Annotated in this window: 37 protein-coding genes; 9 read left to right on the top strand and 28 right to left on the bottom strand. The window is 64.7% G+C overall.

The features are described from left to right. Nucleotides 1-10: 10 nt before the first annotated feature. From FJ940_RS14215 to FJ940_RS14080, 28 genes are all read right to left on the bottom strand, one after another. A complete protein-coding gene (locus FJ940_RS14215) occupies nt 11-2,056 on the bottom strand; it encodes a hypothetical protein (RefSeq protein ID WP_140656907.1) in 2,046 nt (681 codons plus the stop codon). 1 nt (nt 2,057) lies between these two features. Further along, nucleotides 2,058-2,675, bottom strand: coding sequence for a hypothetical protein (locus FJ940_RS14210; RefSeq protein WP_140656905.1), 618 nt, complete (start codon nt 2,673-2,675; stop codon nt 2,058-2,060). 75 nt (nt 2,676-2,750) lie between these two features. Further along, the gene (locus FJ940_RS14205; protein WP_140656903.1) at nt 2,751-3,032 is read right to left on the bottom strand and encodes a hypothetical protein; all 282 of its coding nucleotides are present in this window, start codon (nt 3,030-3,032) and stop codon (nt 2,751-2,753) included. Nucleotides 3,033-3,098: 66 nt separating this feature from the next. Next, the gene (locus tag FJ940_RS14200; protein ID WP_140656901.1) at nt 3,099-3,974 is read right to left on the bottom strand and encodes a phage capsid protein; all 876 of its coding nucleotides are present in this window, start codon (nt 3,972-3,974) and stop codon (nt 3,099-3,101) included. 163 nt (nt 3,975-4,137) lie between these two features. Then, complete coding sequence (locus FJ940_RS14195) at nt 4,138-5,010, bottom strand: hypothetical protein (protein WP_181171770.1); 873 nt, start codon at nt 5,008-5,010, stop codon at nt 4,138-4,140. A gap of 14 nt (nt 5,011-5,024) precedes the next feature. Beyond that, entirely contained in the window at nt 5,025-5,396 is a 372-nt protein-coding gene (locus FJ940_RS28475; protein WP_140728051.1) for a hypothetical protein, read from the bottom strand. Further along, nucleotides 5,393-6,955: a portal protein gene (locus FJ940_RS14180; RefSeq protein ID WP_140656893.1), complete on the bottom strand. Its 1,563-nt coding sequence runs from the start codon at nt 6,953-6,955 to the stop codon at nt 5,393-5,395. The genes FJ940_RS28475 and FJ940_RS14180 overlap by 4 nt, the downstream gene beginning before the upstream one ends. A gap of 117 nt (nt 6,956-7,072) precedes the next feature. After that, the gene (locus tag FJ940_RS14175) at nt 7,073-7,489 is read right to left on the bottom strand and encodes a hypothetical protein (protein WP_140656891.1); all 417 of its coding nucleotides are present in this window, start codon (nt 7,487-7,489) and stop codon (nt 7,073-7,075) included. 41 nt (nt 7,490-7,530) lie between these two features. Then, entirely contained in the window at nt 7,531-9,219 is a 1,689-nt protein-coding gene (locus tag FJ940_RS14170) for a hypothetical protein (RefSeq protein ID WP_140656889.1), read from the bottom strand. 7 nt (nt 9,220-9,226) lie between these two features. Further along, entirely contained in the window at nt 9,227-9,409 is a 183-nt protein-coding gene (locus FJ940_RS14165; protein WP_140656887.1) for a hypothetical protein, read from the bottom strand. Then, entirely contained in the window at nt 9,406-9,789 is a 384-nt protein-coding gene (locus FJ940_RS14160; RefSeq protein ID WP_140656885.1) for a hypothetical protein, read from the bottom strand. Before FJ940_RS14160 ends, FJ940_RS14165 begins: the two co-directional genes overlap by 4 nt. 388 nt (nt 9,790-10,177) lie before the next feature. Then, nucleotides 10,178-10,741, bottom strand: coding sequence for a hypothetical protein (locus FJ940_RS14155; RefSeq protein ID WP_140656883.1), 564 nt, complete (start codon nt 10,739-10,741; stop codon nt 10,178-10,180). 543 nt (nt 10,742-11,284) lie between these two features. Then, nucleotides 11,285-13,108, bottom strand: a complete 1,824-nt coding sequence (locus FJ940_RS14150; RefSeq protein WP_140656881.1) for a hypothetical protein — start codon at nt 13,106-13,108, stop codon at nt 11,285-11,287. 145 nt (nt 13,109-13,253) lie between these two features. Then, nucleotides 13,254-13,922 (bottom strand): hypothetical protein, encoded by a 669-nt coding sequence (locus FJ940_RS14145; RefSeq protein WP_140656879.1) that lies wholly within the window; start codon nt 13,920-13,922, stop codon nt 13,254-13,256. Nucleotides 13,923-13,932: 10 nt separating this feature from the next. Continuing rightward, a complete protein-coding gene (locus tag FJ940_RS14140) occupies nt 13,933-14,241 on the bottom strand; it encodes a hypothetical protein (protein WP_140656877.1) in 309 nt (102 codons plus the stop codon). Between the two features lie 4 nt (nt 14,242-14,245). Further along, entirely contained in the window at nt 14,246-15,400 is a 1,155-nt protein-coding gene (locus FJ940_RS14135; RefSeq protein WP_140656875.1) for a toprim domain-containing protein, read from the bottom strand. Beyond that, a complete protein-coding gene (locus FJ940_RS14130; RefSeq protein WP_140656873.1) occupies nt 15,397-15,759 on the bottom strand; it encodes a hypothetical protein in 363 nt (120 codons plus the stop codon). The genes FJ940_RS14135 and FJ940_RS14130 overlap by 4 nt, the downstream gene beginning before the upstream one ends. Continuing rightward, nucleotides 15,756-16,070, bottom strand: a complete 315-nt coding sequence (locus tag FJ940_RS14125) for a hypothetical protein (RefSeq protein ID WP_140656871.1) — start codon at nt 16,068-16,070, stop codon at nt 15,756-15,758. The genes FJ940_RS14130 and FJ940_RS14125 overlap by 4 nt, the downstream gene beginning before the upstream one ends. After that, nucleotides 16,070-16,345: a hypothetical protein gene (locus FJ940_RS14120; protein ID WP_140656869.1), complete on the bottom strand. Its 276-nt coding sequence runs from the start codon at nt 16,343-16,345 to the stop codon at nt 16,070-16,072. Before FJ940_RS14120 ends, FJ940_RS14125 begins: the two co-directional genes overlap by 1 nt. Beyond that, nucleotides 16,342-16,608 (bottom strand): hypothetical protein, encoded by a 267-nt coding sequence (locus tag FJ940_RS14115; RefSeq protein ID WP_140656867.1) that lies wholly within the window; start codon nt 16,606-16,608, stop codon nt 16,342-16,344. Before FJ940_RS14115 ends, FJ940_RS14120 begins: the two co-directional genes overlap by 4 nt. A 130-nt stretch (nt 16,609-16,738) precedes the next feature. Next, a complete protein-coding gene (locus FJ940_RS14110; RefSeq protein ID WP_140656865.1) occupies nt 16,739-17,083 on the bottom strand; it encodes a hypothetical protein in 345 nt (114 codons plus the stop codon). Next, nucleotides 17,080-17,634 (bottom strand): helix-turn-helix domain-containing protein, encoded by a 555-nt coding sequence (locus FJ940_RS14105; protein WP_140656863.1) that lies wholly within the window; start codon nt 17,632-17,634, stop codon nt 17,080-17,082. Before FJ940_RS14105 ends, FJ940_RS14110 begins: the two co-directional genes overlap by 4 nt. A gap of 10 nt (nt 17,635-17,644) precedes the next feature. Then, entirely contained in the window at nt 17,645-17,839 is a 195-nt protein-coding gene (locus tag FJ940_RS14100) for a hypothetical protein (RefSeq protein ID WP_140656861.1), read from the bottom strand. Then, the gene (locus FJ940_RS14095; protein WP_140656859.1) at nt 17,836-18,111 is read right to left on the bottom strand and encodes a hypothetical protein; all 276 of its coding nucleotides are present in this window, start codon (nt 18,109-18,111) and stop codon (nt 17,836-17,838) included. The genes FJ940_RS14100 and FJ940_RS14095 overlap by 4 nt, the downstream gene beginning before the upstream one ends. After that, nucleotides 18,108-18,485, bottom strand: coding sequence for a hypothetical protein (locus tag FJ940_RS14090; RefSeq protein WP_140656857.1), 378 nt, complete (start codon nt 18,483-18,485; stop codon nt 18,108-18,110). Before FJ940_RS14090 ends, FJ940_RS14095 begins: the two co-directional genes overlap by 4 nt. Continuing rightward, nucleotides 18,482-18,622, bottom strand: a complete 141-nt coding sequence (locus FJ940_RS28470; RefSeq protein ID WP_181171769.1) for a hypothetical protein — start codon at nt 18,620-18,622, stop codon at nt 18,482-18,484. The genes FJ940_RS14090 and FJ940_RS28470 overlap by 4 nt, the downstream gene beginning before the upstream one ends. Then, a complete protein-coding gene (locus tag FJ940_RS14085) occupies nt 18,619-18,897 on the bottom strand; it encodes a hypothetical protein (RefSeq protein ID WP_140656855.1) in 279 nt (92 codons plus the stop codon). The genes FJ940_RS28470 and FJ940_RS14085 overlap by 4 nt, the downstream gene beginning before the upstream one ends. Continuing rightward, complete coding sequence (locus FJ940_RS14080; RefSeq protein ID WP_140656853.1) at nt 18,894-19,142, bottom strand: hypothetical protein; 249 nt, start codon at nt 19,140-19,142, stop codon at nt 18,894-18,896. Before FJ940_RS14080 ends, FJ940_RS14085 begins: the two co-directional genes overlap by 4 nt. A gap of 135 nt (nt 19,143-19,277) precedes the next feature. On the opposite strand from FJ940_RS14080, the gene FJ940_RS14075 reads away from it, so the two are divergent. The 9 genes from FJ940_RS14075 (at nt 19,278) to FJ940_RS14040 (ending at nt 23,226) form a co-directional block, all read left to right on the top strand. Further along, nucleotides 19,278-19,730: a helix-turn-helix transcriptional regulator gene (locus tag FJ940_RS14075; protein WP_140656852.1), complete on the top strand. Its 453-nt coding sequence runs from the start codon at nt 19,278-19,280 to the stop codon at nt 19,728-19,730. Nucleotides 19,731-19,831: 101 nt separating this feature from the next. Then, nucleotides 19,832-20,110: a hypothetical protein gene (locus tag FJ940_RS14070; RefSeq protein WP_140656850.1), complete on the top strand. Its 279-nt coding sequence runs from the start codon at nt 19,832-19,834 to the stop codon at nt 20,108-20,110. Beyond that, nucleotides 20,107-20,391: a hypothetical protein gene (locus FJ940_RS14065; protein WP_140656848.1), complete on the top strand. Its 285-nt coding sequence runs from the start codon at nt 20,107-20,109 to the stop codon at nt 20,389-20,391. The genes FJ940_RS14070 and FJ940_RS14065 overlap by 4 nt, the downstream gene beginning before the upstream one ends. Next, nucleotides 20,388-20,702, top strand: a complete 315-nt coding sequence (locus FJ940_RS14060; protein WP_140656846.1) for a hypothetical protein — start codon at nt 20,388-20,390, stop codon at nt 20,700-20,702. The genes FJ940_RS14065 and FJ940_RS14060 overlap by 4 nt, the downstream gene beginning before the upstream one ends. Beyond that, on the top strand, nt 20,699-21,055 hold the full coding sequence (locus FJ940_RS14055; RefSeq protein ID WP_246671027.1) for a transcriptional regulator: 357 nt from the start codon (nt 20,699-20,701) through the stop codon (nt 21,053-21,055). Before FJ940_RS14060 ends, FJ940_RS14055 begins: the two co-directional genes overlap by 4 nt. After that, a complete protein-coding gene (locus FJ940_RS28465) occupies nt 21,052-21,204 on the top strand; it encodes a hypothetical protein (RefSeq protein WP_181171768.1) in 153 nt (50 codons plus the stop codon). Before FJ940_RS14055 ends, FJ940_RS28465 begins: the two co-directional genes overlap by 4 nt. 117 nt (nt 21,205-21,321) lie before the next feature. Continuing rightward, a complete protein-coding gene (locus FJ940_RS14050) occupies nt 21,322-21,597 on the top strand; it encodes a hypothetical protein (protein WP_140656844.1) in 276 nt (91 codons plus the stop codon). 76 nt (nt 21,598-21,673) lie between these two features. Beyond that, the gene (locus FJ940_RS14045; RefSeq protein ID WP_140656842.1) at nt 21,674-23,005 is read left to right on the top strand and encodes a hypothetical protein; all 1,332 of its coding nucleotides are present in this window, start codon (nt 21,674-21,676) and stop codon (nt 23,003-23,005) included. Next, nucleotides 22,984-23,226, top strand: coding sequence for a hypothetical protein (locus FJ940_RS14040; RefSeq protein ID WP_140656840.1), 243 nt, complete (start codon nt 22,984-22,986; stop codon nt 23,224-23,226). The genes FJ940_RS14045 and FJ940_RS14040 overlap by 22 nt, the downstream gene beginning before the upstream one ends. The last annotated feature ends 15 nt before the right edge of the window (nt 23,227-23,241 follow it).

The following is a 23,241-nucleotide window of genomic DNA, read 5'->3' as shown; positions in this document are numbered from 1 at the left end:
CTGGCCTCCCCTAGAGCGCCGCTTCGATGGTGATCGACCGGACCGTCATGCGACCAGGTCGATTTTGCGTGATGGTGACATACGGATCGTCCTGGTAACCGGTCAGGCCGCGCAGCTTGAGATCACCCGTGAACGGTGCCTGCAACTCCGGCAGGTCGGCGACCGCTCCATAGCGCAGCAGGTCGACATCGACCGGTGCCTTGCCGTTGACGCCGATCGCGATCGACGTGGTGTCCAGCACAGACAGGATGACGGAATGGATCCGCGCGCGGCGCTTGAGGACGATGTTCGGTCCGACCGTTCGCGGAAGCGGCAAGGTCTGCACCACTGGCGGCGACCAGGTCCCCACAGTCACTGCCATCACGCCGGCGGGAAGCGTGATCGAGCCGCCGCCGACATGGAAAGGCCCGAACACATCATCGTCCCCGATCGCCCAGACGTCGCGGCCGTTGAACCGCGCCAGGCCGGCGATCACGGTCGTGGGAACGCCATAGGTGAACGAGATCGCGGCATCGAGCAGCAACCCGTTTTCGAAGCGTTCGAGGCGCCGTGCGTCCGGCCGGTCGATAAGCCAGCTCATTTCGTTGCGGCCGTTGACCGAGACGGCGATCGGCGTGCCGGCCGTCGTCATCCGGGTGAAGGCCGTGACTTCCTGTTCGCGCAAGATCGTCACCAGGCGCGCCGCGCCATCGTCCTGGATCATCGCCTGCAAATTGCCGCTGGTCGAATTGGTGGCGCGGCGCACGGCCTGATCCTTGACGTGGTTGACCAGGTGCGGCGCCAACAGCGAGATATCGGTGGCGACGAAGTTGCCCTCGACGTCGGTGTAGCGATTTTCGCCGAGCACATCGCCATCGGAATGCAGGAACAGGGCCGCGCCTTCGTTTTCGGCGATGGGCACGCCACGCCGCGCGCCGTGCCGCGACGACTGGACATGGTTCGGCGCCGTCGTCTTCGACAGCGCCCGCTCCGCCAGCCAGTATTCGGCCTGGGTGGTGAAGATCAGCAGGTTACGGTTCGGAACGATGCGCTCGATGCGCTCGCCGCCGGCGACGTCCATGGGGATCAACGCAGGTCCGTTGGCCTCGCTGAACCGCTTGTCATAATTGAAATAGTCGCCGGTTTTCGAAAACATCCAGGCGTTCGGCAGCGATTTGAAGCCGCCGATCAAAAGGCGCTGGCTGTAGAAGGCCCCGCAATGTGGCCAGCCTTTTGTGGCCGAGATCAGATCTTCGCCAGGATCGACGCCGGGCGTTACCTTGAACGAAAGCACGGCCGCGTCGGCCTTGTTGATGACACGGCCGCTTACCGCCCAGCCGTCGCCCTCGTTGCCGGCGCCAGAGAAGGTGATCCTTACCTTCTTGCCTGTCGCATCGCCGCTCGACGAGACAACGGTTACACCGGGAGCGACGTTCGGCAGGTCGAGCACCGCGTCCTGGACGGCCGTGGCCATCACCAGCATGTCGTCCGTGTAATCGATCGACAAGGTGTCCTGGTTGGAGACGGTCAGAATGAAGAACGACGTCGTGCCGCTGAGGCCCGCGAATTCGATTTCCCACTCGGCGGCGACGCCGTTGGTGTAGACCCCGCCATAGTCATAGGTCGGGATGCCGACGAAGGGGACGTCGTCGATCGCCCAGTTGTTCGGCGCCAGGATTTTGATGCGCTGCGGCTTCAGGTCGACATGAAACAAAAGCATGGTGTCGAGCTGCTGCGCCACCGTGAACGTAGACAGCATGCCGGCGGTCAATCCGGTAACCACCGTGTCGAGCTGGGCTGTTTCACCCCACATGGCGCAGCCGAGCGGTTTGAAGACCAGGTCATAGGACGATCCGTCGGAAGCGTCGAAGGCAAAGAGCCGCGCGGCCGCGGCGTCGACGGCGCCGACATCACGCAGGCCGTCCCGCACCTTGAAACCGCCCTGCGGGATGATCTGGACATTTTCCATGCGCCGCGATCCGGTGCCGAAATACTTCAGCTCCCAGCGATCATGAAGCGAGGGATCGAGCTCGCCGGCGGTCGTCGCCGATTGCATCCTGCCCGGGCGCGCGACCATGTCAGCTCTTCCAGGCGCGTTCGAAAGGGTTGTTCGACCAGTCCGGCTTGCGCGGCGGTGTAGCCTGCGCGTCCTCGTTGATGGCGGCGCGCATCTGCCCGCCGCGGAAATTCTCCATCGGGCTCCCGTAGGCGACTTGCGTGAGGCTTTCCATGGTCTGCCGATCGGATGCCAGCGAGAAGGCGAGCCGGGCGGCGACGGCGCTGATGATGCAGGATTTGAAGGTTGCGCTCCAAAGGTGTGGCGCCGGGATGATCTTGATCATGGCGAACAACGGGTCGCAGCTCGCATGCACCGTGGCGTCGACCAGGCTGTAGCGGTTGAAGCGCCGGTCGGGGCTGGTGATGTCGTCGGTGACGTAGATCGGCGGCCCAACGCGCTCCCGCGGCAGGTCGAATACGTAGGTCCAGCCTGAAAGCGGCACGGCATCGGTCACGCGCGACAGCTGGCGGATCGTTCGGCCGAAGGAAAACTGATAGACGCCCAGATTGAAGCCGACGACATCCTCGTAGATCGAGATTGCGGCGCCGCCGGCCTCGCCGTCGAAACTCTCGAGCGGATCCTCGCCGATGACGGCGCAGGCGGCGTTGACGATATCGAGGGGTTGTAGCAGCGACATGGCCATTCTCTACATTTTGACGAAACCAGCCCCGGCGACGTGACCCGCCGGAGCTGGCGACGAGGCGCGAAGACGTCAGGCGACGTTCTGCGCCGCGATCGTGACGACGCCGGCGGCAATCGCCGTGACGATGTAGTTGCGCAGCATCGGCGTGCCGTCATTGTCGAGCGACATCATGATGATGTCGCCTTTCTTCAGCCGGGTCGCGATGCTGTTGAAGTAGTTCGCGGTGATGACGGCGGCCGTGTCGTCGTTGGTGACGTAAGCGTGCAGGCAGGTGTTGCTGCCGGCAGCGCCGTTCACATCGGGCGTGCCGACGTGGGTGAGCGTCTTGAAGCCTTTGGCGTTGAAAGCCATGGTTCGGATCTCCGTTGCGGTTGGGAAAGGCACCCGGCGGATGGTCCGCCGGGCGGCTGGTTCAGATCAGACGATGGCGATCGCGCTGTTCGAGCTGGTGGTGAAGCACTTGATCCCCTTGCCTTCCTGCATCGTGGTGGCGCAGCCCTTGGCCTGCATGTTGATGGTCCACCAGTCTTCGTAGTTGTCCCACTGCGGGATGACGCGAAGATCCGTGTGGTTGCCCCAGCCGAGCGCCGACTTGTGCCAGATCATCAGATCCTGCTTGTTGGCGGACGGCACCCGGTAGAAGTCTTCCGGATCTTCCTCGACCTGGAGGAACCAGTTGACGCCGTTCCAGAAGCGGGTGTCGGTCGCCTGGGTGAACGGCAGATCCTTCACATGGTCGGCCGAGTTGACCACCTTGTTACCGAGGAACTGGTTCCATTGCAGCGAAGGCAGGCCGCAATAGACCTGGCCGTCCCACGGCACCTTGTCGTTCTGAAGCGCCGAGCAAAGGAGCAAGGCATTGGCGGCGGTGAAGGCGCCGGCGGAGAAATCGAGACCGGCGTCGGCGGCGGGCTTGGCCGCCTTCATGACGCTGTAGACCTCGATGTCGGTGGCGCGGCCGAGCGCCATGGCGCCCGACTGGTAGACGACTTCTTTTTCGTCCACCGACATGCGGTCGAGGTTGTATTCCTCGACAGTATCGAAGGCGACCCAGGTGGCGAGCGGCACCTCGAATTTCTTGCGGTCGGCGCCGCCGGGAATGTTGCGCTGGTTGGCGGCGGTCTTTTTGCGGGCGACGGTCTTGCCGGCGAGCCAGAAGACGGCTTTCTCGGCGCCTTCGATGCGGGTTGCGGCCGTCACCATCGGGCGAAGCCGGTTGCCCTTGTTCTGGTAGATGTGCATGGCCCGGTTCGCGTACTGGGTAGGGAACCAGGTGGGTGCATTCACGGTCATGTTGGAACTCCGATGTTAAAAGGGAAACACCGGGGTGGAGAGGCCGCGAACGCGCCGGCAGGTCCTCCGAAGCCCGCCGGGGCGGAAGGAGGAGAGGCCACCGGCGGCGCAGGTCCGCCCGAAAGTGCAGGAGAAGCCTAATCGGGCGGCGATGCGGTCAACTTTACCAGGCCGTCTTGTTGGCCGGCGCGAGGCGCTGGTAGGCCTCGTCGTACTTCTTGCGCAGATCCTCGTCGAAGCGCTTTGCCGGGTCGGTATGGTTGCGATTGTTCGGGTCGATGCGCGGATCGCTGTCGAGCCTTTTCAGGTCCTCGAGCGTGATCGCGCCGGCGGGGTTGCCTTCCCCGGCGATGCGAATACCGTTCTCGGCCAGGCGGCCCGACAAAGCGCGCAGCAGAACGTTGCCCTCCGCCGTGTCGGTCAGGCCAAGCATCACCGCCTCGACTTTTGGCTTAAGCTTTTCCGGGATGTCCTTGAGCTGGGTGAAGAGGCCTTCGGCAAAGGCCTTGGTTTCCGTCAGCGCCTTGGTGGTGCCGGCCTGGTCAAGGCCAAGCTCGCTGGCGAACGTCTTCAGTTCGTTCAGCGGATTGAACGGCTCGCCGAGCAGCCCCTTTTCTGCCAGTGGGCCATACAGGTCCTCGACGATGCCGGCGAAGGCGTTTGCCGGAATGCCGTGTTTGTGGAACGCCTGGCGCGCCTGGTCGAAAACGGGGTTGGCCTTGAGGTCGCCGAAATACGGCTTCAACTTTTCGCTCGGTTCGTAGACGTAACCATCGGGCTTGTCCGGCGCCTTCGGCATCGTCGCCAGCTTGTCCCGCAAGCCGCCGAAACGGGTGTTGACGTCATTGTACCCGCCCAGCAGCTTGCCTAGCACCTCGTCTGCCGAGGCGCCCTTGAACTCATCAGGCAGGCCCGCCGGCGGCGGTGGCGGCGGGGGTGGTGGCGCCTGGACGCCGCCACCATCACCACCACCATCACCACCACCGCCGCCGTCCGGCGCACGAAGCGGCAAATACCTGTCCAGCATGTTCCTCATGTCACGTTCTCCGGTTAAGTCACGTCTCTCGGAAGGAGGGTTTCGCCTTGGCCCTTGGCAACCTGGCGGAAGATTTCATGTGCGAGTGCGTTCTGACCCTCGCGGAACGCCCCGAAAACGGCCATCGACATGGGATCGAGGCCGAGATTGACGAAGAAAACAGTTCGATCAAGCGTCGCCTTGGCCAGAGCCTTGAGTGCCTTCTCACCTCCGGGCGTAGCGGCGAAATCCGCCCAAGCGCGCGCCACGGCCTTGGCGTCTTCGCCCTCGAGCGACTGGCGAGCATCCAGCCTTTCGCGGACCCGTTCGTCGGCACCGTCGAACCAATCCCACCCGGCACGCGCGGCGCCTGAAACGATGTCCTGGACGTCTCTGTCTCTGCTCATGGTGCCGGCATCCCACCTGCTGCGCCCAACGCCGCGGCAGCCGCCGCCAGGGCGAGCTGCTGTTGCTGGGCGACCTTGTCCATTTCCGCGCGCTCGTCAGTCGTCACGACGTATTTCGACGGCACACCCATGTCGCTGGCGATATCGGTGAGCAGTTGGTCGAGCTTGGCGATGCGGCCGATGCCTTGCGGGTTGCCGGTCGACGTCAGGATAGCGATGACCATTTCCAGCCATTGAACGATCTTGCCGATGCGTTCGGCCTCGCGCGCCAGCGCCAGCGGCGACTTGACCTTGACCCGCACGAGCAACTGGTCGATCGGGATCTCGGAGCGGATCAGGCCCTTATTGTAGGCGAGCTCCATGCGCCGCTTCACGGACGGCACCACGATTTCCTTCACCAGGCGGCCGAACGCGCCGATATGGTCGGCGGCAAGCCGCTTCACCCGCTCGAGGATCTCGGTCGCAGACTTCACCGCCGCGCTGTCCGGCGGCAGCGTCTGGTCCATCATCGTCGCCTTGATCTCGGACTGCATGTCCTTGACCACCAGGCCGGCCAGATCGAGGCGCGGATCCGGGAAACGCGAAACGGAAGGGCCGAGCGTGCCGCCGTTGCGCGCGACCTTCCAGAACACGCCCGGCTCGAGCGGCGCCAGATCCGGATTGAACACGCCATCGTCGACGGCAGTGTAGATGCCGAGCATGGCGATCGCGCCGGCTTGCAGCATCAATCTCTTGGCCGTGTTGGCAGTCTTGATGGTCGGCATCGCCAGCATCACCAGGCCGCGCCCCTTGGTTTCGCCGGGAACGCGCATATACCGCGGCGTCAGCCAGGGACAGGTTCGCGACATCGACGTGTAGATGATCGTCTCCTGCTTTTCGCACCAGATCAGCATGACCCAACGGCGTTTGGCCTTGTCCCAGACGGTGTCGCAGTTGACGTCGATCTCGGTTTCCGGCTTCGTTCGATAGAGCTCTGTGAGCTCGCGGCCGAAACTGCCCTCCGGCCAGGTGTCCCAGAGCACGCGCAGGCACATTTTTTGCGTCCAGAAGATGCCGGAGATCTTGTTGTTGCGCCCTTTCTCGAGCAGCAACTCGTCGACCGAGACAGAGATCGGCTCCCACAACAGATCGGGATCGTCGCTAGAGTTCATCAGCATGGCGCCGGTGCCGGCCGACAGCTCGAGCGCCATTTCGTGGAACGCCATGTCCCAATCGCCGTCGTCGTCAAAAGCGCTCAACACCAGCGATATCGGCTCGAGCTCGGCTTTCATCGCCTCGCGTTGACGCTGGTCCAGCACGATCGGCCCCGGCTCAAGCTCAAAATTCTGCTGGCCTGTTGGCCAGAGATCCTGTTGCAGCTTGCCGGCGAAGCGAAACGCGCTGTCGATCGCGGTTTGGTCGAAGACCTGGTCGACGCGCTTTTCGCCGGTGCCGGTGTCGCGCGTCGACTTACGGTAGGGAATGGCGTACTGAAACGCCTCGTCAACGAGAGGCTGAAAGCTGTCGTGCTCGCGCTTGGCGGCATTGCGCCGCTCCTTCAGGCGTTTCGTCTCGTACATGTCAGCCGAACGTGTCCGGGCCGGAGCCTGACAGGAAGGTCAGCAGGCCACGACCTTGCTTTCGGGTGCCGCCGGCAGGCGCTGCCGCCGCCTGGTCGACCTCGCCCTGTTGCTTGGCTAGATCTGCGAGACTACGGCGCTGCTGCGCCTCGAGCTGCTGTTTTGCGGCGTCGTTTCCGCCACCAAAGAGGGTTGGCATGACCAGACTTCTCCCATTTCGGTTCGCTCAAAAAACTGCATGCCGGCCGCAGCCGCGATGCGCTTTCCGGCATCGGAGGTGCAAACCGCCACGATTTCACGGTAGCCGCTCGCCCGTATCGTCAACTTGATCGCCCGGCAGATCGCCAGCATGTGCCCTGCGCCTGCCGGCGTGACGTTGAACCAGCACTCGCCGCAGTCTGGATTGAGAGGATAGATGCCGGCCAGGCCGATCAGATCGTCGCCGGCGCGAATAGCGAAGGTGCTGCCCTTGGCCCACATTTCCCGCGCCACCGCCCACATCAGCCGCGAGCTCGCGCCCGAGAGCTCGGCCATGTCGAACAGAGACGCCGGCGACGTGATTGTCACAACCATGGTCAAAACTTGTGCGGATTGAAGCCGCCGCGCTCTCGCTGTGTCGGCCGGCGATCGCCGCCGGCGGTCTGCGAGCCCCAACGACGGCCGGCCTCGCCCTGGCCGCGCCCCGTCGCGGCGCCACGGATTGCAGCGGCGCGACCGCGAATGCCTAGGATCGCATATTGCCCGCCGTCCTGAAGATCCGACCACGGGTGCAGCTTTTCGGGGATGTCATCGTACTCATTGCCAGAATTTTCCGGCTTCTTGCGGAAACGGTACTTGCCGGCGGCGCCCTCAAGCCAGAGCGGGCATTTCTCCGGACAGACGATCAGGTGCGAATGCGGCTCGAGGTAGCCGCGCAGTTCGGAATTGACCGCATCGATGCGCATGCCGAGCTCGTTAGAGCCGTTGGCAGGCACCATCACCGGCAGACCAAGGATCACGGACAGCAATTCCAGCGCCGCCAGCTGGCCGCCTTCCTTGTCGGCTCCATACTGCGCCGCGGGGTCGACATAAACCTTGATCGACCTAGCGTCCGGATAGTCGCTGTCGATCTTCATCTTTAGGCCTTCGGCATAGCGAGCTGTGCCGACACCGTGGCCGAGATAGAATTCGTCCAGGAAGGCGATGCGCGGCGCCCAGGCCTGGGCGAAAATAGCCGCGGGCGACAGGCCCGACGTCGAGGCGTCGATGCCTATGTAGAGATCGAGTTCCGGCCGGTAGGTCAGCCGGCTCGAGGCGACGTGCTTGAAGTAGGAGAAGCTGGTCAGAACCGGCTTGCCCGATCGCGAATAGCCGAACTCGTTGTCGACCATACGCTTGACGAAATGTTCCTCCTGGTTGCGGATGATGCGATCGTAATAATCCGCCTCGAGATTGAAGCGGTTTTCGGCGTCGACCGATCGGCCGGACGGCTGGCGGAACAGCAGCCGGTCGGGCTTCTTGTTAGTGACAAAGGCCTTGTAGGTCCAATTGTCGATAGTCGGCGCGTTCATGTCGCCGATGACGAAGCGCATGCGCGGACCCGACACAATCGAGGCCTTGCCCTTCTCCCGAGCCAAGGCCTCGAGCTGGGCCTTTGTGAGCAGGATGTCCGATTTCGGGTAGCGGCCGACGCGCTGCTCGAGATCGTCCAGCGCACCAGGTGCATGCGTGTCGAGCTCGTTCGGCCAGGCGCCGGAATATTCGCGGCCCTTCATCAGCGTCTCGATCGACGCCTCACCCAGGCCGGCGAATTCCGTGATCGCCTCGATCCGGACGCCGTCCGCGCCGATGAAACGCAGAACATGCGTCACTGGTCGATCGTTGCCGCCGGTCCAGGTCGAGCCCGGGTAGCCCTTGGGGAACCATTGCTTCCAGCTTTCCAAAACGGTCTTTTCGGCCGATCGGAAGGTGTCGCGCAGCACGATCCAACGGCACATGCGGGTTGGCTTGCCGTCCTCCGGATGCCACGCGACCGGCGCCAGGGTGGAAGCGTAGATCCGCGCAAACGCGCAGGTCGTCGTCTTGCCGCCACCGAGCGGCCCCATGATGACTTTCGTCAGCGCCGTCGACAGGATGAAGGCCTGCGCCACAGGGCCAGGCGGAACGTACCGATACGGATCGAAGTGTTCGGCGAGCTCGTATTTCGCGACGAGCTTGCGAACCTCTTCCTCCGCCAGGATAGTCAGATCGTCCCGGCTGACGATGTCCGAAATGTGCTCGCTCATAGGGAGCTCACGTCTCGAATGGGAATGTCGAGATCGGCCCTTCGCTCGGCTCGCCAGTGCCAAGATCGACTACTGGCGAGCCTTCGAGGCAGGCGGCATGGCAGGTGCCGAGCTCGATGTCGGTTGCGCATTCATCACCCGGATTGAAAGTCACAAAGCAGACCGGGCAGGTTTCAGGTTCTCTGATCATAGCTCTCTCCTCGTTGTTGCCAGCTTCGGCTGCAGCTTTCCCGACCTGGCCTTCTGCTGGACTGTTACCGCCACGCCGGGCCGCTTGCTGAACACGTTCGCCAGCACCTCAAGCACCAGGTCCGCTCCTGGCGCTTTGACGGCCAGGATCATCAGCGCCGCGTCGGCCAGCGCGTCACGGACATTTCGCGTGTTGGCCTCGATCGCGCCTGCGCCGGCGGCCGCCCGCGCCCTGGCTCGGCTCCGCTGCCGGGCGACCCGGAAATATTCCCGCCGCTGGTCGGCCGACAGGCTGGTGAAGCTACCCGGCTTGGGCGCGTTGCGGTTGGCGAGCAGCCGGTAGAGCTCCATCAACGCGGCATCCGATTTCGATTTGGACATGTCCAAATTCTGCGGCGCAGCTTCCATCACGCGATGACCCCATACCCCAGACCCGCGCCCCGCAGCACCGCGTTGACCCGCGCCCTATTTTCCCGGCCACATCCCGCCTCCGGCAGATGCGAAAAGGGCAGACGGTGTGAGAACGCCTGCCCCTGTATGGGGGGTCGGCCCCCCTTTCGGGGGAAGCGCCTTCCGCGCGCCATGGTTGCAGCGCCGGCCTGCTGGCCACGGCCGAGCCGCTGCGCCTGGTCGAGGCCAGGTCGACCTTGCCAAATGAGGGGGACCCCCTTCCTGCCCCGCTGATTTTCGATCAGCGGGCGCAATGGCCGAAACACCAATGATTTGAAGGCCTTGCCTGCCACGTGAGGCGTTGGTCCGTGAGGCGTTGTCATTCGTCCCCCGCTAAGTCGTTGTTTTCCTTGATGTCGGCGGTCTCGCCCTCGATCTCGATCGGCGCGCCGACCGATAGCGCCCGCTGCTCGGCCAGGCGGCGCGCGTCGGCCAGCTGGTTGGTGCCGAGATCCACGATCAGCGTCGGCAGGCGCTCGTCGATGATCTCCACCTGGACGGGTTTCTTGCCATGCAGGTAGGGCGCCAGGGCGAGCGCCACCTGGTGCTGCTCATGGATGATCTCGAGCAGCGAGGGCACAGCCTTGGCCGTGCCCTTGCCGACCGCGATCCGCGTCTGCTCATGCTCCTCGAACCATGCCTGCAACGCCACAGGGTCAGCCGTCAGGAACTGCGCCCAGGCTTGGAGCGGATCCCGGAACCCCATGGCGGCATAGTAGCGCTCGAAATCCTTGGTCTTGACGTTGAGCGCACCGCTCGGCCGGCCGCGCCCGCGCCGCTGCGCCTGCGCGCCGGCGTCGGCGAACGGATTGCCAATTTCGAGCCGTGCGCGGGCCGATCGCGCCTCTTCCTCGCTTTCGAACAGGTCCCGATCGCCGCTCATGACGCCACCACGGAATATTTTATTGGTTTGCGCCCGATCGAGGTGTCTACGCAGTGTCTAGGCCGGTGTCTTGCGATTTTCGCAAGGAAATCAGCGGCTTGCTTAGAAATAGACACATAAGACACTTTAGACACATGGAAACTCGTACATGGGCGCGCGCGCGTGCACATATGAGAGGCCAAGGTGTCTAAGGTGTCTAAGGTGTCTGAAATCATAGGTATCGCTTTGTTTTCAATGGCTTGGCGTCTAGACACTTCGAAGACACTTCCTAGACACCGCAGCCCCCGGACCCATCAGAAGGGCGAGAACCCGCGCGATGCAGAGAGCCTAAGCCGCCGCCCAAGCCGTCAACCGGCCTCCTTCTCGATCCCTGAAGGGTGAGGGTCAGGGAAAATGAGGCGCGCGGCTGGGTCCGGGGTGCGGGCATTGGGCCAATCGCACCTGGTGCGATCGACATGGAATTGGCGCTGGCCTGCCGGCCAGCAAGATTTTTTGTAATGCGACGTGTAGGTTTGAAGTATTGCGAGCCAGCCATCGTAGTAATCATCCGTGCTTGTGAAGCCAGCGCCGCAGCTCGGCCACACGCACGAGCGTGCAGCGCCGCTGGTGTCCGGCGATCGTGATGCGGTTGCGGTCCTTGTCGAGGATGAAGATCTGCGGCCGCGGCCCTCGCCGCAGCGCCCAGCTCCAGGACGTGGTGTTGACGCCGATCGGCGCGTAGGCGGTGCCGGCCAGCATGCGCGCCAGGATGTCGCTCTGATGCGGCACGGCCAGATAATAGCCCTCGAGCAGCTCGCCGCTGTCGACCAGGCCGAGATCCGCCGAAGCGAGGCGCTCGGCCGCGTCGACGAAGGAGATCGCCTTGTTCTGCAAATCCTCCAGGATCTGCGCCGGCGTGTGCCTGGTGCCGCCCTTGAACTGGTCGATCGGCCTGGTCAGGATCTTCTCGATGCAATCCAGCCAGGTCGGCTTGACGTTCTCGAGCTCGGGCACCGCGTCGGCCGCCAGCAGCGCGCCCCAATGGTCGAGATTTTCGAATTCGAGCCCGCAAGCCTCCATGCCTTCGTCGCCGAGCAGCAGGTGCGCAGCGGCGAGGAACGTGCCGAACGTGTTCTGGCCACGCGCATTGTGGCCATGCTCGCGCAGCGTCGTGCGATAGGCCTCATAGATCTCGGGAAACTCATGGAAGTGGTCGGCGATGCGGCGCAGCAGCCTTGGCCCGACCGTCTCGGCCGCCTTCAGCCGCGGCGCCTTGCCATCGGCGGACTGCAAGGGATTGAGCTGCAAGACCGCCATGCGTGACATCGAGGCCGGTGGAATGCCGGGCGGATTGATGGCGGAAAAGCCGAAGGTCGATTGCGCGGCGAACTCGACGCCCTTGTGATCGCTGCCGCCCCTGATGCGCACGGATCCCGACGCCGCGTCACGCGCCATCTTGACGATCTTCTGCGCCTGCTCGGGATTGTCGTCGCCCTCGAGCTCGTCGATGAAGATCGGCAGGCTGTCATGGCCGACGATCTGGTAGAGGCCGGCCTCGCTGGCATTGGTGGTCGACAGCATCGAGCGGCCAAGCGAGGCGCGAAACAGGCCGGTCTTGCCCGAAAGCTCGCTCTTGCCCGCGCCGCTGTCGCCGACGATGAAGATCGACGGCCGCCATTCCAGCGCCGCGCCCATCAGGGCAACGCCCTTCCAGCCCAGCGCGATCATTACGTCGACGTCGCCGCGCTCGAAATTCCATGTCCGCAAATGCTTGACGATCTCGACGGCCGGGTTGATGTCCGACGTCACGGGTTCGGACCAGGGCACAAGCGCTGCCTGCCGCCGGACGTAGAAATAGTCGCCGAGCTCGCCGGTGTCCTCGAGCCTGCCGTTGACCCACAGATACTCGCCGCAATGCAGGATAAGCCGGCCTTCATTGTCCAGCCAGGCGCCGCGGCCGCGCACGCGATCGGTTGGCGTCCAGGGTCCGCGCGTGCGGCAGGCGGCGTAGAGATCGCGACGCACTTCCTCCGCCTTGAAGCCGGTGACGCGGCGGTTCTTGCCGGCCGACCAGCTGGGCCAAGCCCAATAGAGAAAATCCTCGCAGCCGGCGAACAGCTTCTGCACGCGCTCGACGCCGAGCGCCTTGTCGCCGCTGTTGAACACCTGGCCGGACGTGTCGACGAAATAGTAATCCTCGCCGGAATAGCCGAGCGGCCGCACCGGGCAGTCCGCCGGCAGGTAGCCCGTCGTGTCGAGCTCGCCCTCCTCGCGCCAGGCGCCGGGCGTTATGCCCTCATAGGGCATGCCCTTGAGCGGCCAGCGAATGGCCTGGCGCTTCAACGCATGCTCGATCCGGCCGACCGATGCGCCGATGACGGCCGACACCTTCTTTTTGCCCGCAGATTTTTTTTCGGGTCCGCTGCCGAACCCGTCATTTTGGCCTGTCATTGCTGCTCGCGGTTGACAATTTTCCGGAAAATTTCAGGTACACGCGCCCCGGGTCCGGGCCTCGAGGCGCGCGTTGCGATGATCAGCGCTGCTTTTTGTGGCCACGGCCGCCGCGATTGACCGGCGCCGCCGGCGGCGCCTCGCCGACCGACATGGGTGCGGGTTTGTCGCCAACGTGTTTCGTTGCCGACGTCGACGACCTGGTCGCGCGCTTCGCCGCATCGGCCAGCGCCTTGGCCTCGCGCTTGGCCTTCCTGTCGGCCTTCTGCGCCTGGTCGTAGTGGGCGATCTGCTTTTGCGCCTGGACCGCCTCCGGGCGCAGCGTATGCAGGCTTTCCTCCGTCTCGTAGATCGTGTCCTCGACGGCGATCGCCGGCGCCGGCGGCCTGGTGGCGAGCTCGAGATCTTTCTCGGCCTGTTCCTGGCTGGCCAGCAGCTTCGAAACGACGCTTGCCGTGGTCGAGGCGAACAGGTCGAAGGCCATTTTGATGGCCGGGTCGACGTCTTCCCAATCGGTGGCCGAGCGGCTGCGATAGAGCGTTTCGCCGATACAGAGGCGGCGCGACACATAGACTGCCATCGCCTCGATATCGGTTGTCACATCATAGCCTTCGGCGAGATCCGTGCCGGCGGCGAACCATGTCGGCAGCGGGCGCACCTCGCCGAAGACAAGTAGCCCGGCGAGCTCGGCCGCCGCGACATGAGCCACGCGGCCGGCGAAGCTGACGGCGTCGATTTCCAGAATGTCCATTGTTGTCCTCCTAGAACGGTATTTCATCGTGATCGGCGAGCCGCTGCCTGGCCGTGGCCAGCGCATCGCCCAAGACCTCGATCGTAACTTCGAGCCGAGCAACAGCAGCCTCCGCCTTCCAGGCCCGGTTCATAGAGCGGCGGCTCCGAATTTCGAGATCGTCATAGGCCGCGCGAAACTCTTCGAGCGTCGAGGGCGGATACCCGGCGCCGGCGATGACATGAGCGACTTTTTCCTGCTCCGGCTTGGCCTTCGTTGCGGGTTTCCTCTTCGGCTTGGCCGGAACCGGCCGCCCGTCGACCCTTTTGATTGCTGGCATTTTTTCAGTCCTCCTGGTTGAGTGCATCGTTGACGTCCTTGCCCCAGTCCGCCGGCATCGCCAGCACCTCGACGGGCTTCTTGAACGACCGGAGCCGCGCCACGGCGCGCTCGAACAGCGCGGCCGCCTGCGGCTTGCCCCAGTCGTTGTCCTTGAAGATGATCCAGGCGCTGACCGCCGGATGGTCATGAACGTGCAGCAGGCCCGACAGCGAGCCGGCCGCCCACATGCGCAAGGCCGGGTGCGCCACGGCGGCCGACAGCGCGTCCTCTATGCCCTCCGTGATGCCGCATATGCCGGCGACGCCGGCCTCCGCCGCGCGCTCGGCCGACAGGCCGGACGGCCCGTTCGTGCAGCGGATCACGAAGCCCTGGACGTCGCCCTTGAAAAGCTTTTCGTTGATGTCCTTGGGATCGAGGCCCTGGCGCGTCGCGAGCGCTTTCACCGGCGCCTTGCGCAGCCCGTCATGGTCGAGAAACGTCATGTGCAGCGCGTTCAGCCGGCCGTCGCCGGCAACCATCGCCGAGACCATGGCGGGAAAGAGCGGACCACGGCCGAGCCGCTGCCCCTCGCCGTCGCTGGGTGCCAGCGGCCAGTATTCGCAATCCGGCCGATAGCGAAACGCCGGCGTGATGTGCGGCACGTCCGCCAGCACCACGCCGCGCGTCGCCAGGTAGGTTTCGACCGGCGTGCCCAGGATCTTCGCCTGGCAGGCATAGAACGTCTTGCGCACCCGTTCGCGCTGCTCGGCCTGGCTGGCGATCGCCGCGTTCTCGGCGACGACGCGCCGATCGGCGGCTTCCTTTTCCATGATGGCGCGCGTTTTCGGGTCGAGCTTGCGGATCCCGTAGCGATCCTCCGCCCACTCGATGACGCGCATGCGGCTGTCCGGAGTGACCAGCCCTTCCTTGCCGAAGGCGACCAGGTCGATGATGTCGCCGGTTTCGCCCGTCGTGAAATCTTTCCACCCGCCGGCGCGGGCGCCGGTCAGATAGACATGCAGATTGGCCGACTTCGCCCCGCTCCAGGGATTGATCAGAGCCCAGCGCAGCCGCTTGCGCCGCTTCGGGTTGGCATTGATCCCGCCGAACACGTCGCCGATCACCGACCTGATGTCGCCTTGCAGCTTGTCCTTCACCAGGCGGAAGCGGGATGTCATTTTCGAACCAGCGCGCGGATCGTCGCGGCGGCACTGTCCAGCATGGCCCGCGCAAAATGCACCTGTCCTTGCTCATTGGCCGGCAGGCACGCCGGCGCCCACGTCTCGAGCATAGTCAGCGTGAGCTCGGCGTCGACCTCGTCGACAGGCTGCGCTGCGCAATATCTCTGGTAGGCGAGCTCGCCTGTGCTTTCGTATTCCAGCGGCGGGGCTACTACATCAAAGCAGCGGTCCAGGATGGCCATCAGCTCGGCTTGCGAAACCAGCATCATTTCGGGCCGGTCTGCGGGCGACGTCCGATCGGGTAGCTCGGCCACTGCCCTAACAATCTGCAATCGGATCTCGCGCAGGAAGCTCATGACAGTGTCCCGCCCGTCCGCAGCGCGACCAGGCGCGGCAGCTCTCGCTCGATTTCCTTGATCTGCATGCGCCTGGCGAAGCGCGACGGCGCCATGGCGATGAACTCGGCCTGCAACGATGTCAGCGCGGTCATCACGGCGTCGATGCCGGGACGGCCACCGCTGGCGGCGATCTCGATGTTGACGGTGTTCAGCGCCTGTTTCAGCGCATCGCGGAACTCCCGCACCTGGCTTTCGTGGTCGAGCACAGCCGCTTGGCCGTCGTCGCCGGCGGCGAGCAGGTTCTCGTCCTCGTCGTGAGTGACCGTCATCACATTCCTCCAAAGAGCTGATGTTCCAGCCGCTCGAGCGCCTGGTCGAAAGTCGCGTCCTCGCGCGCGTCCTCGACGCGGCGCAGATGCTTCGAGACGTTCTGCTTGGTGCAGCCGACGATCGCGGCCACCGTGGCGCCAGGCAGATTGCAGCCGACCGTCAGCAGATAGAGCGTCACCGGCCGGCGCAGGTCCGCCGCCAGGCCGGAGGCCTCGACGACGGCATTGACGCCAACCGCGGCTATGTGCCCCGCGCGCTCGATCAGCCTGGTCACTTGATCACGCCCGCCTGCGCCTCGATCTCGCGGGCTATCGTCCGCAGCGCGTAGGTCAGCGCCCGGATATGGCGGGGAAAGGCGCGCTTGTGCCGACGTATGTTGGTGAATGTCCTTTCGGTCAGCCCGGCGCGGCTGGCGAGATCCGCCAGGGTCACGCCCAACGCTTCCCGCTTCTTCTCGATCCGCTCGAGCTCGGCCGTCGCGTCGGGCCGGTACGGCGTCCGCCTGACCTGTTTCGCGTTCTTGTTTTTGCGCGGCATGTCCCACCCACTGAAACTGCTTGAAGGGAAGCGAGCCGGCTTTGGGGCAAAGCCGGCTCGCAGGGAAACGCCGGAAGCAGTCAGAGACCGGCGTTTCCCAAGGCACGCAAACGCAACACGCAACGAATGGTCAGATGTCGATCGAGGGCGGCCCCTTCGCCTGGCCGAGCTGGGGCGCGTCGAGCGGCCATAGAGGATCAGCGCCGGCGACATAGGCGGCGAGCTCGGCGCGCAGTGTCTCGAGCTCCAGCGCCAGTTTGCCTGGCAGGCCGCCGGCGGCCGAGCGAACATGCCGCATGGCATTGGTCCGCTGCAACACGAACAGCTCGCCCGCCGGGAACTCGCGACAGGCGTTGAGGAACGCGCTTTCGTATTTCAGCATCACGGCGTCCGGGCAGCGCAGCAGCACGTCGGCGCGCGCCCGGCTGTCGGTCGCATTGTGCAGCTGGTCGATGATCGGGATCTTGTTGCTCATTTGTCGGCCTTCCTGGGCGGGCAGATGTCGCGGTTGCGCATGGCGAAATTCGCCACTGACTTGTGGGCGCGGCCGAGCGTGTCGGCGATCGCGGCGACCGTCTTGCCTTCGCGCCAGAGGGCGCGGATCACGGAGATCTCGCCGGCCTCCATGGCGCCGGTTTTCATGGGCTCGGCAGGGGGTGGTGGCGGCGCTTTCGTTTCGGCGGGTTTTTCAGCCTTCGCCGGCGGGTCGACCAGATCACGCGCCACCTGGCGCCAGCCCTCGAGCATCCGCTGGACGCGCTCGAGCGGCAGCAGCAAGGCTTCTGCGATAAATTCCGGTTCGCAGTCGGCGAGCAGGAACACCTGGCGCACCTGATGATCGAGCGCCGCATCTTCGGTCTGCTGGCCACGCTCGCCGGCGACACGCGCGGCATAGGCCGCCTCGAACAGCCGCCGCGCATATTCCGTTGGCTTGATGTTGAGTGGCCCGGCGCGTTTGGCCAGGTTGGTAAACACGACTGTCGGCACCGCAAAGGATATCTGTTGCACGCGCTGATCGTTGAACATGGTGCGCCTCCTACTGCTTGAGGCACTGGCCGGACTTGACCCGGCACTCCGCCGCGAGCTTCATCAGCTCGGCGGCTATGATTTCGGCTTCGTCGGGATCGCATGCGAAATGCAGATGAAGTCCGCCGCCGGGCTCGGCAATGACGATGTTGACGTGCGGGCACTGACACATCGTCAGATGCAGTTCCGTCCTGGTCGTGCTCATGCCGCTTTCCTTTCCGCCCGTTTCTTGTCGATGAGGTGTTGCCGCACGTCGGCGACGCTCGCCGCGCCTTCGCCAGGGCGCAGCGCGATCACCGCCATTGGCGGCTCACCCTGGCGCTCGATCCAGTCGGCGTCATAGAGCTGGGTGCCGATCCAGCCATCCTGGAGCGCGGCCACTTGCAGGCGGCCGAGAATGGCGGCGATGAAGGTCTTCGGATCCTTGTACTGGCCGGTGAAGACGTCGGCGGTGGCGAAACGGATTGCGGTGCTCATGCGCGGGCCACCCTTGCCAGCCGGTAGCGCGCATCGGTGCGTACCCAGTATGTGCCGCTGGCGACGGCGGCCGGCGAATAGTCGCCATTCGCTACGTCGTAGGCGATCGCGTCGGCGCAGAGCTGGCAGACATGGCTAGTCTCAATCTTCCTGCCGTCGGCGCTGCGCCTTGTTTCTCGCCGCACCCGGATGCCAGCGCCGATCGGCCCGGTGCAGATGCAGCAAATGTGCGCCTTGCGGGTTTTCACGAAGGCGTTGGTCAGCGGGTCGTTGCCATCGCAAACCAGCTTGAAGGAGAGCACCGGGCTATCGAACATGTCGGCCTGCCCCCCCCTGCTGCGCCGGCTTTCGCGCATCTGCGGCGACCAGCTCATGAGCGCAGCCTTTTCTCGATCTCGCGCCGAAGCTCCTGCATCGCGGCTTCGGCCGGGTCGGTTTGCGATCGCCGCCGGCGGCCGAGCACCAGGCCGAGATTGAACGCGAAGTCGCAGAGCCGCCGCCACCAGGTCATCGCGGATCCTCGTCGTCATCCGGCCGCAGGCTGTCGATATGGATCCCGCAGCGGCCGCAAATTTTCGGATCGTCCGCGCTGGCGACGTGACCGCAGCAATCGATTGCCCGTTCGATCATCGCGCCAACGGCGCGTTGCGTGGCGCGGAAGAATTGCGGGAAAGGAATGACTTCGCCTGTCGGCTGGCGGCGCGCCGGATCGAGCGGCACGAAGCGCACGCCCTCCGGCGAGGCCAGGTAATAGCCATCCTCGCGCCCGATCGGCAGCCGGGTCATGCGGCGTTCCTTTCCGCCAGATCCGGGTGGAGCTGCATCAGGGAAAGGAGCAACGCGCGCTCGCGCGCCTCGAGCACCCGCTGCACGGCGCGCAGCTTGCGATCGGTCGCGCCGCCCGTTTTCCAGCGCGACGGCGTCGAGGCGGCGAGGCCGGCCTCCGTCGCCAGCCTCGACAACGGCACCCCGATCGCATCGGCGCGGGCGGCAATTGCTTCGCTGCTAGGGATTTCCGTGCGATTGTCCATTGCGCTTCCGCTCAACATATGTGCATTTATGCAACCCAAATCTGATTTGCCTTTGTTGTGTCAAGTGTGTTTGTGCAAGTCGCATCAGCTATCCCCGTAACGCATTCTTCGGCTCCGATGTTTGGAGTACGGCCGATGGCGAAGGACGAGGGGGTCTCGACGAATGCATCCCGGGAATTGATCCGGCTGCATCGCGAATGGGTTATGGAAATTTCCCGGCAGCTCGGTCTGACCCCGACACAGATCGCCAAGCAGGCCGGAATGGTGGCGACAACGCTAAGCAGGATTGTCGCAAACCCCGACCATCCGCACGCTCTGTCGTCGACGACGATCGACAAGATCGTGCGCAAGTTTGGCGTTTCGCCTCCGGTTTCCCCGGATTACCAAGCCTTTCGTCAGGCCGTGGAACAGACCGTCGCCGCGCTGCACCAGCGCCAGGCGCTGCAACTCGCCTCGCCGGCGGATGTCGCGCGCGCGGTCGTAGAGCTGGCCGACTGGCTGGCAAAAGCCGGCAACGGCAAGGCCGAGCAGTTCGAAGGCGTCGCATCTTTCGAGGTCGAACGGCTCAAGGCGAAACGTTCCACGTGAAACCGAAAGCATCGTCGGTTAGCATTTTTTGATTAGACGGTTGCATTAAAGCAATTATCGCGGCATTTTCCCCTCGCAACTGATTTGCGAGGTGATTTGCAATGCCTGCTCCTGATCCCGTGCCCCTGCGGCCGGTGCTAAGCGCCGACGAAGTCGCGCGCCTTCTCCGCTGGACCTGTGTCGAAAGCTTCCGCAACAATCGCCGCAAGCTCGAGAACGCCGGTTTCCCCAAAAAGCTGCCGGGCTGCCCCGGCTGGTCCCGCGCCGCCGTCATGCGCTGGATCGAAACCAATGGCGGCCTCGACGCGCCGGCGGAGGAGCAGCCCGGGAACGTCGTGCGCCTGGCAAAGGCGACGCCGCTCGAGCGGAGGTTCGCATGATCGCCGCCGTCAACAATTCTGGCCTGCTCGATCCGCGCGAGCTCACGGACACCGAACGCAAGGCGCTCGTGATCATTCATGATCACAGCTGCTTTGCCTCGCGCGGCGGCTATTACGGCCGCGCGCCGCACCGCGTCACCCGCCAGCTCGCCCGCCAGCTGATCGGCAAGGGCGTTGCCCGCACCGACCACAACCGCCACGGCGACCAGCTCATGCTGACCGGCAAGGGCTTGGCCACTTACGCGGTGATGGAACAGCGCCGCCAGCGGAGGCAGGGATGACGAGAAAGCTGGATGTTGCCCGCGTCAAGCGGATGATCGAGGTCGTCGACGCCGGCCTTGCTGTCCTGGCGACGAGGCCGAAGCTCGACGACGTGTATGAAGATTGCCAGGCGCATCGGCGCGCTGCAGTCGCAATCCTGAATTCGCTCCAGGATGAACATGGAGCCACCTATAGCGCTGGCGGTGCCGCGTTCACCCTCCGCCTTGCCGATATTCAGTCGTCCTGCACCAGCGGCCCGAGCGGCCTGCTCACGAATTGGCAGAATGCCGCCCGCAGGCGCCTTGAAGCGGTCGCGGAGCATCGGCCATGAGCGCGAACCTTGCCGTTGCGTCCGGAGGCCCCTCTGTGCGGCAGCGTGTACACGCTTGCCTGGAATGCGGCGGGCCGCGCTCGCCCAAGGCCGAGTTCTGCTCGGCCGGCTGTCGCACGGACTTCAACAACCGGCGCAAGGCGCGCGGCGCCGAGCTGCACGATCTCTACATGGCGCACCGCTTCGACCGCGCCAACGCCAAGACCGCCGGCGTGTTGCAGGCGATGAACCGCATGGCGTCGAACTGGCGCGAGGAAGACAAGGCCAGGCGTGACGGCCGCCGCTCCTGGCGCGCCACCAGCGAGGTGCTGGCCGAGCGCCCCTATCTGCGCGGCATCAGGGGGCAGGCATGAGCGCGCCCGTTCTCATCATGCTGGCCGCCGGCGCGTTCACCGCCCTGGTGCTCGCCTGCGCCGTCGTGCTCGCCTATCGTCAGCCACCGCCGCGCAGGGTCGGCTTCGCCGTCCGTTACGAACATCGCCCGGAGCGGCGCAACAGTTAGATCCCGTTGGGGGATCGGCCCGGCGGGATGGTTAACCTCCCACCGCGTACCTGCCGGGCCTAATCAAACCTCGCCGTCGACGAGAGTTCGGCGAGCACCTTGGGCGGGCGGCCGTGAATGGCGCCCGCCGCATTTCTTTCTAAAGGGGCAATGATGATGATGACTAATGGCCAGAAGATCAGACGCGCAGCCGACGAAACCGACAAGCTGTGGGAAAAATTTGAAAGGGCGAGGCTCTCTCTGGGCGTCTTCCACGTAAACGGCGCCGGCGTTCTCACCGATCGTGGTCTCGTCCGGCGAAGCATGGTTGAGGCAAGGCAGGTTCTCGACGCTGCAATCCGGCAGATGGACGAGTTCAAGGATTGGCCGTCTCACGAAGACTATGAGGATTGATCCACAGCCTGTTTTGACAACCTGAAAGGAGTTCGCCATGTTCGCCGGTTCCAGACTGCCACGCGAGGGGCACCGCATGGGCAAAGTCGAAATAACCATTCCTCTTGTCACCTGGCGCGACGGCCGGCCGCGCTTCTTTGCCTCGAAGGTGCATCGCGATCTCGGCTACAAGGGCGAGGATCTGCGCCACGGCAAGTCCGGCCCGTGGTTCACCGTCGAGGAAGCGATCGCCTGGTCGGCGCGCCGCCAGCTCGAGCTCGCCGAAAAGCGCGCCGCGATCGCCGCCGGAGAGACGACGGTCAGGAAAACCGCGAACGCGGCCGAACGCGCCAGGCTCGCCGGCGTCACCACCATCAGCCAGCTGGTCGAGGCCTTCCTCGACAAGAACCCGCGCATGAAGGGCGTGCCGATCATCGACGGCAAGAAGCGCCGCAAGCCGCTCGCCGCCGCCACCGTGCGCGGCTACAAGGGTTCGGCGCGCGTGCTCGAGCATCTGGAGGACGGCGCCGCCTGGCACGAGCCGGCCGACGACATGACGCCGGCGGTGCTCACCGGCATCCTCGACAAGGTCGAGGTCAAGCACGGCCTGGCGCAGGCGCGCGCGCTGCGCGCCTTTATCTCGGCCGCCTATGGTTTCGGCCGTTCCAAGGCCGGCGGCTATATCGTCAAGCACAATCCGGTCGCCGGCCTCGAGGACACGCTGCCGGTGCTCGATCCGCGGATCCGCGTCGGCTCGATTGCCGAAATGGTGCATTTCGTCGCCGTCTGCGATGCGCTCGGCTTTCCCGACATCGGCGACAGCATCACCCTTGGCCTTTATACGGCGCAGCGCCAGGCCGACAGGCTGGCGCTCGAGGACAGCCGCATTACCAGCGAAGGCATCTTGTTCCATCAGCGCAAGAAGGGCGGCCAGCCGCTCTTGATCCCGATGGTCGAGATCCTGCGCGACCGCGTGACGGCCGCCATGCAGCGCCGCGCCGACTGGCGGCTGAACTACGCGCATGTGCTGATCGACGAGCGGCTGCGCCGGCCGTGGGACGATCACCGCTACCGCAAGGCCTTCCGCGTTCTGCGCCATGCCGCCGCCTTCGGCACGCTGGAACGGGTCAAGGGCGTCGTCACGCCGATGGCCGAGCAGCTGCTCGGCAAGGTCGAGATCCGCGGCCTCATGGATGCGGCCGGCTTGAAGCCGATGCCGAGCCTCAATGATTTCCACGACCAGGACCTGCGCGACACCGCCGTCACCTGGCTGGCGCTCGCCGGCTGCACCAAATGGGAAATCGCCTCGATCACCGGCCACAGCCTGAAGTCGATCGACGAGATCCTGAAGCACTATTTCGGCCTGCACCCGGATCTCGCCAGGAGCGGCATGGCCAGGATGGAAAAATGGCGGAGGACCGCCCGATGAGCGACAAGGAAGCTTTTCACCTTCAGGCTCTCGAGGCCGAGATCGCCGACTTGGTCGCTTCCGGCATTCTTCGCGGCCGCATCGAGATCGAACACCGCGCAAATCTGAAGTCGATTGTCAAAGTGGACGGCAAGCCCGTCGCGGCTTTCAGTGAAGGCTTCCTCGACTCTTCGGCGCTGCCGGCGCCAAAGCCCGGAGACAGGTTGCGGACCAAGCCTTGACGCCGGCGCCGGCCG

This window comes from Mesorhizobium sp. B2-3-7 (assembly GCF_006442695.1).
Taxonomy (GTDB): domain Bacteria; phylum Pseudomonadota; class Alphaproteobacteria; order Rhizobiales; family Rhizobiaceae; genus Mesorhizobium.
The sequence above is the reverse complement of the archived record's forward strand: the minus strand, read 5'-3'. Positions and strand labels throughout refer to the sequence as shown.

Excerpts from the sequence above, each read along its gene's own strand:
- FJ940_RS14215 (WP_140656907.1), bottom strand. The coding sequence starts at position 2,056 with ATGGTCGCGCGCCCGGGCAGGATGCAATCGGCGACGACCGCCGGCGAG.
- FJ940_RS14210 (WP_140656905.1), bottom strand. The coding sequence starts at position 2,675 with ATGTCGCTGCTACAACCCCTCGATATCGTCAACGCCGCCTGCGCCGTC.
- FJ940_RS14205 (WP_140656903.1), bottom strand. The coding sequence starts at position 3,032 with ATGGCTTTCAACGCCAAAGGCTTCAAGACGCTCACCCACGTCGGCACG.
- FJ940_RS14200 (WP_140656901.1), bottom strand. The coding sequence starts at position 3,974 with ATGACCGTGAATGCACCCACCTGGTTCCCTACCCAGTACGCGAACCGG.
- FJ940_RS14195 (WP_181171770.1), bottom strand. The coding sequence starts at position 5,010 with ATGAGGAACATGCTGGACAGGTATTTGCCGCTTCGTGCGCCGGACGGC.
- FJ940_RS28475 (WP_140728051.1), bottom strand. The coding sequence starts at position 5,396 with ATGAGCAGAGACAGAGACGTCCAGGACATCGTTTCAGGCGCCGCGCGT.
- FJ940_RS14180 (WP_140656893.1), bottom strand. The coding sequence starts at position 6,955 with ATGTACGAGACGAAACGCCTGAAGGAGCGGCGCAATGCCGCCAAGCGC.
- FJ940_RS14175 (WP_140656891.1), bottom strand. The coding sequence starts at position 7,489 with ATGGCCGAGCTCTCGGGCGCGAGCTCGCGGCTGATGTGGGCGGTGGCG.
- FJ940_RS14170 (WP_140656889.1), bottom strand. The coding sequence starts at position 9,219 with ATGAGCGAGCACATTTCGGACATCGTCAGCCGGGACGATCTGACTATC.
- FJ940_RS14165 (WP_140656887.1), bottom strand. The coding sequence starts at position 9,409 with ATGATCAGAGAACCTGAAACCTGCCCGGTCTGCTTTGTGACTTTCAAT.
- FJ940_RS14160 (WP_140656885.1), bottom strand. The coding sequence starts at position 9,789 with ATGTCCAAATCGAAATCGGATGCCGCGTTGATGGAGCTCTACCGGCTG.
- FJ940_RS14155 (WP_140656883.1), bottom strand. The coding sequence starts at position 10,741 with ATGAGCGGCGATCGGGACCTGTTCGAAAGCGAGGAAGAGGCGCGATCG.
- FJ940_RS14145 (WP_140656879.1), bottom strand. The coding sequence starts at position 13,922 with ATGGACATTCTGGAAATCGACGCCGTCAGCTTCGCCGGCCGCGTGGCT.
- FJ940_RS14140 (WP_140656877.1), bottom strand. The coding sequence starts at position 14,241 with ATGCCAGCAATCAAAAGGGTCGACGGGCGGCCGGTTCCGGCCAAGCCG.
- FJ940_RS14135 (WP_140656875.1), bottom strand. The coding sequence starts at position 15,400 with ATGACATCCCGCTTCCGCCTGGTGAAGGACAAGCTGCAAGGCGACATC.
- FJ940_RS14130 (WP_140656873.1), bottom strand. The coding sequence starts at position 15,759 with ATGAGCTTCCTGCGCGAGATCCGATTGCAGATTGTTAGGGCAGTGGCC.
- FJ940_RS14125 (WP_140656871.1), bottom strand. The coding sequence starts at position 16,070 with ATGACGGTCACTCACGACGAGGACGAGAACCTGCTCGCCGCCGGCGAC.
- FJ940_RS14115 (WP_140656867.1), bottom strand. The coding sequence starts at position 16,608 with ATGCCGCGCAAAAACAAGAACGCGAAACAGGTCAGGCGGACGCCGTAC.
- FJ940_RS14110 (WP_140656865.1), bottom strand. The coding sequence starts at position 17,083 with ATGAGCAACAAGATCCCGATCATCGACCAGCTGCACAATGCGACCGAC.
- FJ940_RS14105 (WP_140656863.1), bottom strand. The coding sequence starts at position 17,634 with ATGTTCAACGATCAGCGCGTGCAACAGATATCCTTTGCGGTGCCGACA.
- FJ940_RS14100 (WP_140656861.1), bottom strand. The coding sequence starts at position 17,839 with ATGAGCACGACCAGGACGGAACTGCATCTGACGATGTGTCAGTGCCCG.
- FJ940_RS14095 (WP_140656859.1), bottom strand. The coding sequence starts at position 18,111 with ATGAGCACCGCAATCCGTTTCGCCACCGCCGACGTCTTCACCGGCCAG.
- FJ940_RS14090 (WP_140656857.1), bottom strand. The coding sequence starts at position 18,485 with ATGAGCTGGTCGCCGCAGATGCGCGAAAGCCGGCGCAGCAGGGGGGGG.
- FJ940_RS28470 (WP_181171769.1), bottom strand. The coding sequence starts at position 18,622 with ATGACCTGGTGGCGGCGGCTCTGCGACTTCGCGTTCAATCTCGGCCTG.
- FJ940_RS14085 (WP_140656855.1), bottom strand. The coding sequence starts at position 18,897 with ATGACCCGGCTGCCGATCGGGCGCGAGGATGGCTATTACCTGGCCTCG.
- FJ940_RS14080 (WP_140656853.1), bottom strand. The coding sequence starts at position 19,142 with ATGGACAATCGCACGGAAATCCCTAGCAGCGAAGCAATTGCCGCCCGC.
- FJ940_RS14075 (WP_140656852.1), top strand. The coding sequence starts at position 19,278 with ATGGCGAAGGACGAGGGGGTCTCGACGAATGCATCCCGGGAATTGATC.
- FJ940_RS14070 (WP_140656850.1), top strand. The coding sequence starts at position 19,832 with ATGCCTGCTCCTGATCCCGTGCCCCTGCGGCCGGTGCTAAGCGCCGAC.
- FJ940_RS14065 (WP_140656848.1), top strand. The coding sequence starts at position 20,107 with ATGATCGCCGCCGTCAACAATTCTGGCCTGCTCGATCCGCGCGAGCTC.
- FJ940_RS14060 (WP_140656846.1), top strand. The coding sequence starts at position 20,388 with ATGACGAGAAAGCTGGATGTTGCCCGCGTCAAGCGGATGATCGAGGTC.
- FJ940_RS14055 (WP_246671027.1), top strand. The coding sequence starts at position 20,699 with ATGAGCGCGAACCTTGCCGTTGCGTCCGGAGGCCCCTCTGTGCGGCAG.
- FJ940_RS28465 (WP_181171768.1), top strand. The coding sequence starts at position 21,052 with ATGAGCGCGCCCGTTCTCATCATGCTGGCCGCCGGCGCGTTCACCGCC.
- FJ940_RS14050 (WP_140656844.1), top strand. The coding sequence starts at position 21,322 with ATGGCGCCCGCCGCATTTCTTTCTAAAGGGGCAATGATGATGATGACT.
- FJ940_RS14045 (WP_140656842.1), top strand. The coding sequence starts at position 21,674 with ATGGGCAAAGTCGAAATAACCATTCCTCTTGTCACCTGGCGCGACGGC.
- FJ940_RS14040 (WP_140656840.1), top strand. The coding sequence starts at position 22,984 with ATGGCGGAGGACCGCCCGATGAGCGACAAGGAAGCTTTTCACCTTCAG.